This window comes from Mucilaginibacter sp. P4_G9 (assembly GCF_056400985.1).
Genome location: NZ_JBFUKF010000097.1, coordinates 1 through 15,616 on the forward strand (window position 1 = coordinate 1; position 15,616 = coordinate 15,616).

A 15,616-nucleotide genomic window follows, 5' to 3' on the forward strand; every position below is an offset into this window, starting at 1 on the left:
GGTTAAAACGCTGCCTAAAATGCAGGACGCTGCTACCTCCCCCGAATTGAAGAATGCTTTTGGTAACCACCTGTCACAAACCCAAAACCACGTCAGTCGCCTGGAGCAGGTGTTTGGCATCATTGGTGAGGATGTGGACACCACCAAATGTCCGGCGATGGCAGGTATTGTGGACGAAGGCGAAGATATCATTGACGATACGGAAGAAGGCACCGCCCAGCGCGATGTTGGCCTCATCTTTGCCGGTCAGAAAGCCGAGCATTATGAAATTGCCACCTATGGCGGAATGGTGACACTGGCAAAGACACTGGGTTATAATGACGCTGCAGATATCCTGGGTCAAACTTTAGCAGAAGAAAAGGATGCTGATGCTTTACTCACTCAAATCGCTGAAAATAATGTGAATTACCGGGCCAGCACAGAACCCAAAAAAGAAGGATTCTTCTCCTGATGATAAGTATAACCTTTCCGATAAAAGGGCTTTGGCAATACTGCCGGGGCCCTATGAAATGCGAACGGTTGGAACTATTTCAAAATATTTAAAAATAACGGTATGCACATCATCACAGGGGGAACTGGTCACGTTGGTTCGGCTTTAACTGAAGCCCTACTTAAAAAGGGCGAAAAAGTAACGATTATCTCAAGAAGCTCGGAAAAAGCGCAAGAGTGGATAAGCAAAGGAGCAAACTTTGCAGTTGCTGACATTTATGACACGACTGCCCTTCACGAAATTTTCAACAAAGGTAAAACAGTCTTTCTATTAAACCCATCAGCAGATCCGATGACCGATACAACCCTTCAGGAAAGAAAGACAGTTACATCGTTAGTGGAAGCGTTAAAATATTCGGGAGTCGAAAAGGTTGTTGTTGAATCTACTGCAGGTGCGCAGCCAGGAAATAATAATGGCGACTTGGGTATATTGTATGAATTAGAGCAACAAATTTCAAGGCTGTCCTACCCTTATAGTATTATCCGTCCGGCATATTACATGAGTAACTGGGATAGCGCACTTAAAATGATTACAAAGAATGGGGAGTTGGTCTCGTTTATTCCTGCGGAATTAAAAATACCCATGGTGGCACCAAAGGACATTGGTGAATTGGCAGCAACATTAATGACAAAAAAGGACAGTCCAAAATTTAATCAAATTCAAGGTCCAGAAACGTATTCTCCGAATCATGTAGCAACGACCTTTTCTAAAGCGCTTAACAGAGAGGTAAGGGTGAGCGTAGTACCCAAAGAGAAATGGAAAAACACTTTTAAAGCCATGGGCTTTTCCGAACGAGCAGCAGAATCCTATTCCCGTATGACTGAAATAAGCGTTAATAGTTGCTTTGAAATGCAAGGTGATTTTGTAAAAGGTGCCACCACCCTACAACAATATATTGATGATTTAGTTAAGAAAACGAACGTACAACATTGATATTACAATTTAGTTAAGTAAATATTTGTCCTTTTACAATCGGTTCCAAAACTCCCTAAACTGATAAGGGAAAGGATTGAAATGTTCAGTTTCTTCCGGAAACTCGACAGACTTAGATAGATCTTTAACAAGTTTTAGTACGTCTTGCTGATTCAAAAATCTTCTCACCTGAAAAATCGACTATGAGAATTGGATTTGTTTCGTTTGAAAAAAATGTACGGGTTGACTGTCCATAACTTGTTCGTCTGGGGACTTTAAAGGGAGAATGACATAATAAGCAACGCTGTCATGAGTTCTGTGAACAAAGGTATTTACGTATGTGGTGCTGCAAGCTAGGCTTGCTGTTAGTTCGAAAATAAAATGAGCAATAGCTTAGTTCATAATAATATTCTCTGCACTTTATCTAAAGGACAAAAATTACTTGATAACAAAACAACCGGCAACTAATTGAGAAACATTAGCCGCCGGTAGTAGTTATAAACTTGTAATATTAATTGGGGTTTCTGTAAAATATAGCCTGAACGCTAGATAATACCAACTATTATATATGCTCTACGTCAGTAAATTTAACCAGCACTACATACGTTCCTTCCAATTTGACTTGCCACGACCATCTTGGATTTACAGAGAAAGTTGCCGTGGTGGGGAGGCCGGCAATTGGTTTAACAAACTTGCTTGGTATCCTGTAATACATCAAAAATCCCCAGTCGGTTGTTGGTGTTACATACTTTGCCAATGGGAAAGGAGCCACTTCAAAGTCGCAGATCATGGAAGTATCGTTCTTTGTAACCGGGTTAAACTTGGCATAGTTTTCAAATACCGGCCTGTCGCCCCGCTGTATGATCTCGCCTGTCCTGGGGTTAAATGGTTTATTATTTTTATCAACCATTTTTAAAATTACCCTTGCGCCGTCGGCAGATATCCTGGTACAGGTTACTACAGGATTTTTAAGCGGTGTAACGGCCCCGGTGGCATCATCAAAGGCATTCGCAACATCATCAGTAATTGCAAAAAGGTCATCGGTGGTAGGGTCAACAACGTTAATGTTAGCCAACGACGGGAATACTTTAGTACCGGTAGGGTTTGTAAACTGTATATCAAATGTGTACCTGCCAAGCGGTAAATTTATCGATGCCTTATTAAATGTTAATTGGCCGCTAACCTCGTTAAATGACATAGGGGGTACTGTTTTGGTTTCCCTTTTCGCGTTTAACTGTGCCACCGTGGTATCTGTTGCGGCATCAAAAGATAAACCTTCTTTAAATGTCAATATCTGGTATGGCGTGGTAAATTCCTTTGGGGCAGGGCTGCCATCAACACCTCTTAAATTAAGCATTTTAAAGCTGTATGGCGGTGTTGAACCATCGGCATTTATCCTGTCAGACTGGTAAAGGATCAGCCCGCGTTTGGCCAAAAGCTCGTTATCCTTATAACGGATAGCGTCGCTTTGAAAACCGGTCGGGATTTTTTTACAGGCTACAACACTTCCTAAAAGCATTATGCCAAGAATATATTTTTTTACTTGCATATAATTTATTTTTTAGATACAGTGTGTATAAAATCTACCTAATACACACTGTATTAGATTATTGTTAATTAATTACCGGTTGATTGTGCATTGAAAAACAAACGATGGTAGCCATTTAAAACGTGAACTATCCCGGTAGTGGTAATAATGCCGGAAGTTTGAACATCAACAGCCTGGTCTTTTTCGTCATCGGGAATAGTACTTGGGTCAAGCTGCAAATCGTCCCTTGATCCGATTACCTTTATGTAATTAACATAATCAACATGATCTACATAGCTGCCATAGTCAAATGACCGACGAAACTTGATCAGGTACTGTATGGCAGAATTAGGCTTTCCTGGCTTTGCCGGGATAGGGCCAAGTAAACTATTATAAAGCTTACCCGATACGGTGATCTGGTCCCGGTTTATTTTGCCTGCAAACATGTAGGTTTTTAAAGAATCGCTTAATTCTTTTGATGGAATGTCCTTAATACCAAAATCAAAGTTTTCGTTCCCCGTTTCAAGCGACTTTTGAAACTTTTTGGCTGCTACATAGGGTACAATACCATAGTTGGTGGTAACAAAAAAGGTAATGTTGCTGTTAACTACGTCCTTTAAGCCGGCCTTGTCAATGATCCTGACCAAAGAATCAAACTGGGGTTTTGATTTCAGGTAATCGTATGTTGTCATGTTAACATGTGGGTCGCTTACGCCGCCATCGTTTTTGTAGGCATCTTTTTTGCACGAAGCAATTAAAAAGACTGCAAAGCATAAACATAATATACTTATATATTTTTTCATGATGTTCTCTTGTTTAGTACTATACATTTTGTTACACTTTACCAAGCCAGTATTTAGTTTGTTTTAATAACGGGTTTTGCCTGAATAAAGCAGGATCAACCGGCCAGTAATAACCCTCGGCTTTAAATCGGGGCAATGTTAACCAGTCCACATGATTTTGGTATTCCCTGGTTCGTAGCAGGTCATAAAATATCTCGCCTTCCAGGTAAAACTCTTTACCACGCTCAATACCATATTCATACATCACATCGCTTAACGACCAACTGTCGTCTATCAAATACGGGTTCTTATCAAACCTTGTGCGCCAGTTATTTATGATTGTAATTGCGGCGGCTTTATTTCCTTTGTATAAAGCTATTTCGGCCTTTAACAACAGAAAATCACTTAACCTAAAGATGATCATGTTGTTGCTCAGGTACGGGTCAAGCTTTTGGGCCAGGTTTCTGTATATAACATTACTATACTTGGTACACATGGGCTGGGTAGAGGAAACCAGTTCAAAGTTTTCTTTATAACGTATATCGGTCGATCCGTCACCGTAATGATCACTCAGGTACCTTGGCACTACAAAATCGCGCGGGTTGGTAGTGCCCTGATTTATGTAGCTTTGGTTTAAAAAATTAATCCCGATACCTGCGTTTGAGCCTTCGAGCGTATTTTCACTCATATTAATTTCAAATATGCCTTCTGATGACCTGCCAACAAAAACGCTTTTATATTTGCTGGTGTCGGGAAGTGAATAACCTCCGCGGTTTATTAAAGCATTAATTGTTGTATCGGCACTGTTTACATCGGTAGGGTTTGGCACATCTGATGTTACATCAAGCATTGTTGCTCTCCAAAGGTATAAATGAGCAAGCAGCGCGTAAACCGCACCAGTGTTGGCAGTAACTTTGGCATCACCCGCACTGGCGTATGACCAGGTTAACAAACGTGCCGCTTTATGGCAATCATCCTCTATCAGTTTCATTACATCAGCTTTTGGGCTTCTTGCTAATTGAGGAGCAGTAAGCGGATCGTCATAAGCTTCGGTAACAATCGGAACATCGCCCCATACCCTAACCATCATAAAATAACTTAGTGCTCTTAAAAATAAAGCCTGTCCAAGTATGTCGTTTCTGAACGCAGTAGGATTATCTACAGCTTTCAACTGATCATCAGTCATTTTCGACACATTTTTAATCACAATGTTAGACATCGCAATAGCTTTATAGTAATTGGTATAGTTACCCAAATTCTGCAGGTTATATTGAAATGTGTAATCGCCATTTTGTATACCTTCAAGCCCATCGCCATTATATTGAATAGTAAAATAATTTTTAGCAACGGCTTCGCCGTACATATAATACCTATCGTTATAGTTAGTTATCGCARCGCGCACCAGTGCATAATTACCGGATATAGCATAACGGGCATCGTTCGCATTTTTCCAGAATACCTGCTGGTATGTTGAGTTTTTAGGTACTTGTTCCAGCAATTTCTTGCATGAACTTAGGCTTATAAAAACCAGTATACCACAAAATATGCTTAATTTTTTATATGTATTTCTCATCGTTATTTCTGTTATAGATTAATTTCAAAACCTAATGTATATTTACTTGGAATAGGATAGCCCCCGCCATTATATTCGCCGTAAGGGTTTACAGCTTCGGCATCCGGCAGGTTTTTAGATTGCTGGAACATTTTCACGTTATCGGCAACAACGTATATTCTAAATTTGCTTAAGCCAAGTTTTTTTAATGCATTTTTTGGAAAATCATACCCGGCGTTTATACTCTTAATCCTAAAATATCCTCCTTTTGTAAGAAAAAATGTTTGGGCACTGGTATAGTAATATCTGTAGGTTCCTATATCATATTTAGCATACGTTGCATTTGTATTAGTAGGGGTCCAAATATTAACCTTGCTTAAATCTGGTGTTGAATAGTAAACAAAATTGTTTACAGCATTACCATCCTGTGAATTTGCAAACCTGTCTGAGTCAAACAAGTTCAGTACATCCCTGTCAAAAGTGAATGTACAGAAAATGCCGAGGCTAAAATTCTTGTAGTTGAAGTTGTTGGTCCAGCCACCTGTGTATTTAGGGTTTGGATCGCCGGATACTTTTTTATCGGGGTTTATACCGCTGTTAAAAGTATCTATAAAGTAATCTCCATCCAAATCGGCCACGTAAAAATCACCCGCCTGGTATGTGCCGTTACCATTACGGTATTTTTCGCCCGTTAACGGGTTTTGAGGCACGCTTGCATTAGTTGGGAAAACACCTTTAGTTTGGTACAGGTAAAACGCGTTGATAGGACTACCCACTGATAAAACGTGCGATTTATCAAACCTGTCGCCGCTCAAAACCAAATCCCGGCCGCCATTTGGCAAGCTGGTGATAATATTTTTATTGTAAGAGATGTTTAAGCGGGAACCCCATCTGAAAGCACCTTCAAGCGGGTTTGCCGATAATGTTAATTCAACGCCTGAGTTACGCACACCAACAGAGTTGGTTAACGCTATATCGTAACCGGTTGTTACCGGCAAATTTACCCCAAAAAGCTGTAATGAATTCTCTTTATCATACACATCAAATTGAATTGCGTATTTACCGTTTTGTATTTCAAGATCAGTACCTATGTTCCATTGTTTTGACCGCTGCCAGCTTAGGTTATCCTGGGCCGCGCCATCATAAAAATTAGGGGTTACAGATGTTACACCATTATAGGAGGTAGCACCGCCATTGCCATCAAAACCACCGTTATTTACACTGTAAAGGTTATACTGCAGGTAGTTATTATTAGGCAAGCTACCAGATGTACCAAGACTTGCCCTTAATTTAATCAGGGTGAAAATAGTACTTGGATTATCTTTCATAAATGATTCTTCGGATATTAACCAACCAACTGATGCGGCCGGGAAAAAACCCCATTTATGATTTTTGCCAAAGCGGGATGAACCATCAGTTCTTGCGCTTAGTGAAAACAGGTAACGGCTATCATAATCATAAGAAAGCCTTGAGTAATAAGATACTAAGCCGTACGCCTGGTAATCAGAACTGGCACCAATTTTTGATTGCTGGAAACCGTTAACAACCTGGATATTATCTGACGGGCCGTTATAACCAGAGGCTATAGTATTTTGAAATTGGTTATAGTTAATATCCTGCCCTACAATAAAGCTTATGGTATGTTTTTTAAATACATTATTATAAGTTAAAAAGTTAGACGTGGTTACCGCAATAGAGTTGTCGGCATAGCTATATGAATAGTTACCCTGGTTATTTTGTAACAGATCGCTCCTGCTTAAATCCCTGCGGTTTGTGTTATATAAATAGGATGACTGCGAGTTGAATGAAAGGTGTTTAGAAAAATCATAAGATAAATTTAAATTGAATGTAAATTGATTACTTATGTTTTTATCTAAATTCTGGCTGTAAGCCCCCAAATAATACGCCTTTTTATCAGGGTCTAAATTCAGCAATGATGAAGGCATATTTCCCGATCCCAAACTTATTGGGCTGGCGTTATTACCATTACCCCTGGCATTATCCGTGCGTGAATAAGCTACCAATGGGTTAATAGTTAATTTACCGTTAAGCGCGTGAGAAATAAGATTTAACCTGGTTGAGAACCGTTTAAATCCTGTGGCCCTGATAATACCTTGCTCGTTATAATAACCGGTACTGAAACGATAAGTTGAATTTCCGTTACCGCCACCGCTTAAGCTGAGATCGGTGTTGTTAATTTTCCCGGTTTGATAAAAAAGGCTCTGCCAGTCGGTGTTACCGTTAAAGGCCGAATTTAAGCTATCTGTTAAAATGTAAGGCAATTGTTGTTGCTGGTCATAGGTTAGCTGGCTTTGCAAAACACCCATTTTTTGCCTGCGTTCTGTAGTACCTAAGGTTACGTCCCTTAGGTTAGGGCGTTGTGTAAGCCCAACATATGACCCCAGCGTAACACGCGGTTCGCCGGATAGGCCTTTTTTGGTGGTAATCAATATAACCCCGTTTGCCGCCCTTGAACCATAAATTGCCGCTGCCGATGCATCTTTCAATACGTCGATAGTTTCAATATCAGCCGGGTTTATACCAGCCAGATAGTTGGCACCGGTACCTGCGCCCGGCCCTACGTATTGTTCTGTTGGTTGTGGCACACCGTCGACAACATACAAAGGGCTGTTTACCACGTTATATTCATCATAGCCGCTGCTTACTAACGAGTTACCCCTAACCGATACCGTTGGTGTTGCACCGGGCATACCCGAAAAGTTTTGCACGTTAACACCAGAAAGCCTGCCCTGTAAAAGTTGATCAAAACTTGCGGATGGCAGGTTAGCAAGCTCCTTTGCCGATATACTGGAAATAGCCGCTGTTGATTTTTTCCTGGTAATTTTCTGATAACCGATAAGTACTACCTCGCTCAGTGTTTGCTGATTTTCCTGCAGTACTAAAGTAACTGCGTTTTTGTCGCCAACCGTTACTTCAAAAGGTAAAAACCCTACGGTTGTTCCAACCAAAATAGCTCCGGCTTTGGTGGTCCGGATGGTAAATTCTCCTTTTTCATTTGTAGTAGTCACGTTTGTGGTACCCTTTTCGGTCACAGTAGCAGCTATAATAGGCAAATTGTCTTTATCTACTACTTTTCCCCTTACAACCGTTTGAGCAAACGCTAGCCGGGGAATTAGCCAACAAAGAAAAAGGCATACAATCAAGAGTTTCCTGTAGAAAGTAATTTTTTTTTTCATAGTTAATAGTTTTTTAATAAATAGTGTTAATTAATAAAATCAAAAATATATTTCAATATCCAATTATACATGTGTTATATTACCCAATTTCAGCATTATTTTAACATTTCTTAACACTTTAAATTTTGCAAATACTTCATTTATAACTATTTAAAAGAACATAGCATAGCCACTACAACCATTTGTCGCACTAACATATTATTACTAATAATAAATATAAAAACTTAGAAATATATAGTTAAATAACCCCAGCCACGTGGCATATTTGTGGTATCGAAAGCTTTATGTTTTATTCCTTTTTCGACATCAACAAGATAGTATTCGCTTTGGTTGCCGGCCACTCTTTTTCCGTACCAGAATTGTTTACCGTTTGATTGCCAGTTTGGCCTGATGCTATAATTAAGCGGCAGCTTTTTCCATGCCGAATCGAGCTTATCAAGATTGGCATAGGTTTGCAACATCTGTGCATGGCTGGGTGAGTACGGTGTAACCCCGCTTTGCTGCGCATAGCCTACAGCAGCAGTAAACACCGCAATAAACAAAAAGAGGAACAGGTACAAATGTCTGCCATGCATAGAGATAAGATTGGATTCACTAAATTAACTAAAACCGGCCCCTTAAATTTCAATAAATTATCAATTATTGACCAATAATTATCTATTTGTTAATAATATTGGCTTTCTTTTGATAAAAGCGTTTACCAAAAAGAGTTCTTTACAGTTTCAATTGATGCGATCTAATATTTAAATTAAAACGCTGCAACGTATGGGGTCAGGAAATCGTCTTGCCTGTTTTCAAAGAAACTCAGAATTGCAGAAACACCCACGCGATGCGGGGTAATTGCAAATAAGTCGTCGCCGGCTGTTCGCTCAAATTGATTAAGTGCCATTTGACCCTGGGATGGGTTTTAGGATTTGCTGCACCCGGTACAGATTGTCGGTAGCCTGTAGTATTTTGTCTTTTAACTTCGGGTTGTAGCTGGGGTGCTGTTTCAGGAAATCATGCACAATCTGGCAGGCTTCTTTGCTTTGGTAGCTGGCAAACACTGCGGCCAGCCATGATTGCGGAAAGAAAACGTCGCCGGTACGTTGAATTTCTTCAAGCAGTTCCAGGCTTCTGGGCAGGTATTTGATGGATGTGCGTTGTCTTAACGGGTGATTTAAATAACTCAGCCCGGTGGTTACCCAGGCTTCCTTTGCCCTGTTTGTGCGTTCGGACAGGCTGTTGAAAAATGCGTCGCGTTCCTGTACATTTAAGGAGAGTGCCGGCATGAGGAAAGCCAGCCTGTTCCTGCGTTCAGTATTGCTTATCCGGGCTTGCTGCTGTTTTAGTACCGAAGTAACTGTGTCACTTTTCAGGGCTATGGAAAGTGCCATGGCAGTATAATCATCTTCGGCCAGTTTAATGCCGGCGGGTGGTTTTTGGGTTAACCATATCTGGTAAATACGGCTTGTAGCTTCGGCACTTAAAGCGATGTTTTGGTAAGCGCCAAACAGTATTTTTTTATTATTCGCGGCTGTTTGCTGCTCCATTGCTTCCCATAGGGTATGTGCTAACCCGGTGCTTAAAGCCAGGCGGTCTTCGGGTAAGGTGAACGTCCAGTATATGCTGGTAAGATAACCGGTAAGCAGGCGCAGGTTCATCTCGTTTTTTTCTATGCTGATACGGTGCAGGTAAAGCTTTAATAATTCAGCCGGCTTGAAAGCACGCCCGGCCAGCATATGCTCATACGCATTTATATAAGCCGATGCGCGTTGCAGAGGGCTTTCCAGGTTAAACAGACTGGGCGTCATTGCTTTATCCGGGGGGAAGAGCCCGTAGCCCGCCCCATCCGAGTTAAACAGGATGAACGAGGGTTTTGCAAGGCCTGCCCCCGCCTTCAGCACGATTTGTTGTGCATTCATGTTGACAGGGAGGGCTTTGCAGTGATCCGGGTAAACCAATGTGAGCTGAAATACCTGCGGCCATAGGCGTTGTGCTCCTGCTTCCGGATGTTGGCTGATGACCAGGCGGCTGATTTTGTTTCCGCTATAATACGCTTTATATTCAAACACCGGCCTGCCGGGCTGGCTTACCCAGACCTTGTTCCAGGTATACAGGTTGGCCGTGCTGTATTTGCTCAGGATGGCGATCAGTTCGGGCCAGGTTGCATTGCCGTAGGCGTATTTTTTCAGGTATTCGCGTACGCCTTTCCGAAAATTGGTCTTACCCATCAGGCTTTCCAGCTGGCGCATCATAATGGGCGCTTTATGATAGATAATATTGCCGTAGAGCGAACCGGCCTCCTGTAAATTATCCAGTTGCTGACGGATAGGGTTGGCACCCATGGTCCGGTCAACTCCATAAGCCGCGGGGTAATGGTCCTGCAAAAATTTAAGGTTAAAGGTTTCGGCGCCCATCAATTTTTCGGTCACCTTATCGGCCATAAAGTTGGCAAACACTTCCTTCATCCAAACATCGTTGAACCACACCATGGTCACCATATCGCCAAACCACATATGTGCTGTTTCGTGCGAGATCAGGTTGGATCGTGCGATCAACTGATCTTTGGTCGCGCCTTCATCTAAAAACAAGCTGGAAGCCTTGTACTGTACCTCGCCCGGGTGTTCCATACCGCCAAACTGGAAATCAGGTATGGCCACAAATCCTACTTTTTGAAAGGGGTAAGGTATGCCTGTCCAGTTCTCTAAAAAGCTGATGGCATCCCGGTGGGCCCTGAATATGGAATCGGTGCTTAATTTGATTTTGGTGGAATCGGTTTCCCTGTGCAGAAATTCGGTGCTTCGTGTGCCGGTCACCTGCTTTACATCCGTATACTTCCCTGCGGTAAAGGAGAATAGGTAGGTAGGCAGTTTGTCGCTGCCATTAAAAAGGTAATTCCTGAATTCGCCCTCATCATTTACGTTCTTTAGGGTACCATTAGCTAATGCTTTCCATTCCTTTGGCACCTTCAGGCTTAAATTAAAAGTTGCTTTCAGGTCAGGCTGATCAAAACAAGGGAAAACGGTACGGGCGCGGTCGGGCACAAACAATGCATATAAATAATCATCGTTACGGTTTAATGATTCGTTACCGGCAATAAAATTAACCGTGATATCGTTACGCCCTGTCTTTAAATATTCAGGGGCAATAATGATATGTTCGTTCTTCGCCTCAAAAGGGATTGCTTTCCTTTGGGCCGACCGTACATTTTGAATGTGCTGCGCATCCTGCTTAAAATCCATTTGTAGCGGCTGGCCGGTGTCTTTTAAATTAAATGCGATATGCGCTACACCGGTGATATAATCAGCCCGGTTTAAAGGGACTATTAATGACAGGGTATATTCTACCTTACTGATGACCGAATGCCTGTACTGTGCCAATTGGTACGACACGCCTGCCGCTACAGGTATGGGTTTAACTTTTTGTTGCGCTATGGCTACCGCGTTTGAGCTCAGCAATAATAATATCAGTTTTAATAATTTCATGCGTTGATTTAATATCCTAACATCTGGGTTATCGCACCAATGCTCATCCAGGTCATGGTGCCCACGACCAGCACGCCTAAAATAGTAAGCCATAAAGGTTGCTGGTATGTTGCTATGATCTTTGACCGGTAAGCGGCAATCAGCATCACGCCAAGCGCAATGGGCAATATAAAGCCGTTTATGGCGCCGACGGCCAGTAGTATTTTCACCGGTTTACCTATCGCTAAAAAAATACAGCAGGATACGATAATGAAGCCTATAATAATTTCGCGGTTCCATTTTAATATCAGCGGACTAAAACTTCTGATAAACGAAACGGAAGTATAAGCGGAGCCGACTACGGAAGATATACCTGCTGCCCAGATGATCACCCCGAATAGTTTATAACCAATCTGCCCGGCGGCCAGTTGAAATACGGAGGCCGCCGGATTAGCGGGATCGAGCTGGCCGCCGGTAGTTACAACACCCAGAGCGGCGATAAATAACAACAGCCGCATGAGCGATGCTAACCCGATGGCACTTAACGCGCCACGATTAACGACAGGCAAATTTTGTTGTCCGGTTATCCTGGCATCCAGTAAGCGGTGTGCCCCGGCAAAAGTAATGTAGCCGCCTACTGTGCCGCCCACAATAGTTAGCACGGCTGTAAAGCTGAATTGGGTGGGATTCACCGCCCGGATTGCCGCTTCGGCCAGTGGCGGGTTGCTGATATAAGCAACATACAAGGCCAGCCCTATTTTCAGGCAACCCATGCATTTAGCAAACAAGTCCATGGCTTTGCCGGATTCTTTATAAATAAATATGCCTATGGCTACAATAGCGCTCATGGCGGCCCCCTGCCCTGCGCTAACGCCAAACAATACATTCAGGCCCAGCCCGGCTCCGGCGATATTCCCTATATTGAAAGCCATACCGCCCAAAAACACCAGGAACGAAATAAAATAACCCAGGCCGGGTAAAAGCTGGTTGGCGATATCCTGCGCTGGCTGATCGGCTACGGTAATAATGCGCCAGATATTTAACTGGGCAATAGCATCAAGCACAACAGATAATAAAATCACAAAGCCAAAGCTGGCACCTAACTGTGCGGTAAATACAGCGGTTTGTGTTAAAAACCCGGGGCCGATAGCTGACGATGCCATCAGGAAAGCGGCGCCTGTTAAAACGCTCCAATTGTGCTGCTTTTTCATTTATTGGGCCGGGGCTTTTATACTGATACCTTCGGATTTCAGCCTTTCGCTGATCTTTTTGGCAAATTCAACCGCATATGCGCCATCACCGTGCAAGCATAGCGTTTCGGCTGTCAGGCTGATGGTTTTTTTATTGGCCGATATGACTTGTTGTTGTTTCACCATCATGAGCACCTGGTTGATAGATTGTTGTTCGTCGGTAATCAGCGCGTTGCTTTGGGTGCGCGGGGTAAGCGAGCCGTCGTCCTGGTAAGTGCGGTCGGCAAACACTTCTGATGCGGTAGCCAAACCCAGTTTTTTAGCCCAGGTAATCATTTCGCTGTTGGCCAATCCGTATAAGATCAGCGAGGCATCAAAATCATGCACTGCCTCGGCAATAGCTTTAGCTAAATTAATATCTTTAGCGGCCATATTGTATAATGCCCCGTGTGCCTTTACGTGGTGAAGTTTTCCGTAAGCACCTTTAACAAAGCCCGATAAGGCTCCTATCTGGTACAGGGTCATCTGGTAAGCTTCATTAGCAGATATTTTCATTTCCCGCCTGCCGAATCCCTGCAAATCGGGTAAGCCGGGGTGGGCGCCAATGGCTACGCCTTTTTTAACCGCCATGCCAACCGTATGCTGCATTACTTCGGGGTCGCCGGCATGGAAACCGCAGGCTATGTTGGCCGATGTGATATAGTTCATCAGGGTATCATCATTGGGCATGGGGTAGTTGCCAAAGGCCTCACCCATATCGCAGTTCAGGTCTATGCTTTGCATTGATATCAATTTATAAATATTTGATTTGTACAGCAGTAGTTAGCTGATGTAACTGTTGTTCACGTTCAATATACAGCATTTCTGCTTCACGCCGGCTGATCTCTTTAAAATAAATGGCATCGCCTGGTTTTAGCTGGGCGCACAAGGGCATATCTACCCCAGCCACCTGCGCAATACGCGGATAACCGCCTGTGGTCTGGCAATCGGCCATTAAAAGCACCATACTGCCGCTGCTGGTAACCTGTATGGTGCCGGGCGTTACGGCTGTACTCAGCAATTCATCTTTCTTGAAACGCGCGATCGTTGCGCCTTCCAAATGATACCCCATACGGTTACTTTGCTGACCAATGCGATATGGTGTTGACAAAAGACCGGTGATACTCCGGCTATCAAACCAGCCAGATTCGTTTCCCGGTACCATTCTTATCGTTTTACGATCGGCAGGTAAAAAACTTTGCCGGGGTATGCTCCATGCGGGGTAACTGACCTTATCGTTTTTGAGGCTTTTTAATATTTTTTGTGTGCTGTCAGACAGTTTCCCATCATTTTTTAAGACATCTCCTTTTTTAAACGCCCGGCCATCCAACCCGCCAAAACCGGCGGTTAGGAAAGTACTTTTGCTGCCCAAAATTTCCGCCATGTCCCAGCCCCCTGCAACTGCCAGATAGGTGCGGCTGCCGGATGGGTTATTTGTTAATTTTATGGTTGTTCCAGATGGAATAAAAAGCGGGCGTCCGGCCGGTAATTCTTGTTCGCCTGATTTTAATATTGCACCATCGCCGGCATAAGCGATCAGCAAGTCGGTTTCGGAAATGAACTCCGCATCTGCATAAGTAAATTCAATTACCGCTGCGTTGTCTCTGTTACCTACAGCTTTGTTGGCAATCCGCGCCGATAGTGTGTCCATAGCTCCCGATACCGGCACTGCCTGTGAAAGGTACTGGTAACGCCCCATATCCTGTATGGTGCTCATGAAGCCGGGCTTTACTATTCTTATCTGCATATTACCCGGCTGATAATTTGTTAAATTCCTTTACACCGATGGCCTTGAAGATCACTGTATCGCCAGCCCTCAGTAGTGCTGGCTGGTCCCTTTTTACGTCAAACAATTTCACCGGCGTTTGCCCGATGATCTGCCAGCCGCCCGGGGTTTCCAATGGGTACACGCCTGTTTGCGGCCCGGCTATGCCGACTGCTCCGGCAGGTACGGACTTTCGTGGCGTTGCTTTGCGTGGGGTAGCCAAGCGTTCGTCCATACCGCCTAAATAGGCAAAACCAGGTACAAAGCCTATCATGTAAACTTTATAAATAGCAGCACTGTGCAGCTTAATTACTTCCGCTACGCTGATCTGATGCAGGCTGGCTACTTCGGCAATATCAGGGCCAAGGTTTTCGCCATAGCATACCGGGATAATAATGGTATCCCCTTTAACCGGTTTAATCGTTTTCTTTTGAAGATTTAAATCATTCAGGTAGGCCGATACTTTTTCAAAGCAGCCCGCGCCCGGTAAACGAGATTTGACAACTATAACAGGATCATAAAAAACAGTCAGGGTGGAATAGGCCGGTACGGTTGTATGGAAACCCGGAAATGGCTGCTGATAAAGCAATGCGTTTAAACTATTGACTGCGTCTGATAAATTCCCGGCAATTTGTTGTCCAAACTCTACGGTAACGGCTACTTCGCTTAAATGATAAATTTTAAAGACTCCGTCAGGCATGGGTATACTTAGCTG

12 protein-coding genes are annotated in these 15,616 nt (G+C 43.2%); 2 read left to right on the plus strand and 10 right to left on the minus strand.

The genetic code is table 11. The annotated features are described in order from the left end of the window. Both AC1DPZ_RS10870 and AC1DPZ_RS10875 read left to right on the plus strand, forming a co-directional pair. The coding region (locus AC1DPZ_RS10870; protein ID WP_477403128.1) for a YciE/YciF ferroxidase family protein at nucleotides 1-451 on the plus strand (451 nt) is incomplete at its 5' end. A 102-nt stretch (nucleotides 452-553) separates the two neighbouring features. Continuing rightward, a complete protein-coding gene (locus AC1DPZ_RS10875; protein WP_477403130.1) occupies nucleotides 554-1,423 on the plus strand; it encodes an NmrA family NAD(P)-binding protein in 870 nt (289 codons plus the stop codon). 541 nt (nucleotides 1,424-1,964) lie between these two features. Here AC1DPZ_RS10875 and AC1DPZ_RS10880 read toward each other — a convergent pair. From AC1DPZ_RS10880 to pxpB, 10 genes are all read right to left on the minus strand, one after another. Next, nucleotides 1,965-2,951 carry a hypothetical protein gene (locus AC1DPZ_RS10880; RefSeq protein ID WP_477403132.1) on the minus strand — a complete coding sequence of 329 codons (987 nt, stop codon included), beginning with the start codon at nucleotides 2,949-2,951 and terminating at the stop codon, nucleotides 1,965-1,967. 68 nt (nucleotides 2,952-3,019) lie between these two features. Next, nucleotides 3,020-3,733, minus strand: coding sequence for a hypothetical protein (locus AC1DPZ_RS10885; RefSeq protein ID WP_477403134.1), 714 nt, complete (start codon nucleotides 3,731-3,733; stop codon nucleotides 3,020-3,022). A gap of 31 nt (nucleotides 3,734-3,764) precedes the next feature. Next, on the minus strand, nucleotides 3,765-5,285 hold the full coding sequence (locus tag AC1DPZ_RS10890) for a RagB/SusD family nutrient uptake outer membrane protein (protein ID WP_477403136.1): 1,521 nt from the start codon (nucleotides 5,283-5,285) through the stop codon (nucleotides 3,765-3,767). Nucleotides 5,286-5,296: 11 nt separating this feature from the next. Further along, entirely contained in the window at nucleotides 5,297-8,461 is a 3,165-nt protein-coding gene (locus tag AC1DPZ_RS10895; RefSeq protein WP_477403138.1) for a SusC/RagA family TonB-linked outer membrane protein, read from the minus strand. Nucleotides 8,462-8,685: 224 nt separating this feature from the next. Then, nucleotides 8,686-9,036, minus strand: coding sequence for a hypothetical protein (locus tag AC1DPZ_RS10900; RefSeq protein ID WP_477403140.1), 351 nt, complete (start codon nucleotides 9,034-9,036; stop codon nucleotides 8,686-8,688). 303 nt (nucleotides 9,037-9,339) lie between these two features. Further along, nucleotides 9,340-12,021, minus strand: coding sequence for a M1 family metallopeptidase (locus AC1DPZ_RS10905; RefSeq protein ID WP_477403142.1), 2,682 nt, complete (start codon nucleotides 12,019-12,021; stop codon nucleotides 9,340-9,342). Beyond that, nucleotides 11,937-13,118 carry an NRAMP family divalent metal transporter gene (locus tag AC1DPZ_RS10910; RefSeq protein ID WP_477403144.1) on the minus strand — a complete coding sequence of 394 codons (1,182 nt, stop codon included), beginning with the start codon at nucleotides 13,116-13,118 and terminating at the stop codon, nucleotides 11,937-11,939. The genes AC1DPZ_RS10905 and AC1DPZ_RS10910 overlap by 85 nt, the downstream gene beginning before the upstream one ends. Next, on the minus strand, nucleotides 13,119-13,880 hold the full coding sequence (locus AC1DPZ_RS10915) for a LamB/YcsF family protein (RefSeq protein ID WP_477403146.1): 762 nt from the start codon (nucleotides 13,878-13,880) through the stop codon (nucleotides 13,119-13,121). A gap of 10 nt (nucleotides 13,881-13,890) precedes the next feature. Next, nucleotides 13,891-14,883: a 5-oxoprolinase subunit C family protein gene (locus AC1DPZ_RS10920; RefSeq protein WP_477403148.1), complete on the minus strand. Its 993-nt coding sequence runs from the start codon at nucleotides 14,881-14,883 to the stop codon at nucleotides 13,891-13,893. Nucleotide 14,884: 1 nt separating this feature from the next. After that, a partial coding sequence (gene pxpB, locus AC1DPZ_RS10925) for a 5-oxoprolinase subunit PxpB (protein ID WP_477403150.1) occupies nucleotides 14,885-15,616 on the minus strand: 732 nt, incomplete at its 5' end.

Coding starts and splice junctions, on each gene's coding strand:
- AC1DPZ_RS10875 (WP_477403130.1), top strand. CDS start 554: ATGCACATCATCACAGGGGGAACTGGTCACGTTGGTTCGGCTTTAACT.
- AC1DPZ_RS10880 (WP_477403132.1), bottom strand. CDS start 2,951: ATGCAAGTAAAAAAATATATTCTTGGCATAATGCTTTTAGGAAGTGTT.
- AC1DPZ_RS10885 (WP_477403134.1), bottom strand. CDS start 3,733: ATGAAAAAATATATAAGTATATTATGTTTATGCTTTGCAGTCTTTTTA.
- AC1DPZ_RS10895 (WP_477403138.1), bottom strand. CDS start 8,461: ATGAAAAAAAAAATTACTTTCTACAGGAAACTCTTGATTGTATGCCTT.
- AC1DPZ_RS10900 (WP_477403140.1), bottom strand. CDS start 9,036: ATGCATGGCAGACATTTGTACCTGTTCCTCTTTTTGTTTATTGCGGTG.
- AC1DPZ_RS10905 (WP_477403142.1), bottom strand. CDS start 12,021: ATGGCTTACTATTTTAGGCGTGCTGGTCGTGGGCACCATGACCTGGAT.
- AC1DPZ_RS10910 (WP_477403144.1), bottom strand. CDS start 13,118: ATGAAAAAGCAGCACAATTGGAGCGTTTTAACAGGCGCCGCTTTCCTG.
- AC1DPZ_RS10915 (WP_477403146.1), bottom strand. CDS start 13,880: ATGCAAAGCATAGACCTGAACTGCGATATGGGTGAGGCCTTTGGCAAC.
- AC1DPZ_RS10920 (WP_477403148.1), bottom strand. CDS start 14,883: ATGCAGATAAGAATAGTAAAGCCCGGCTTCATGAGCACCATACAGGAT.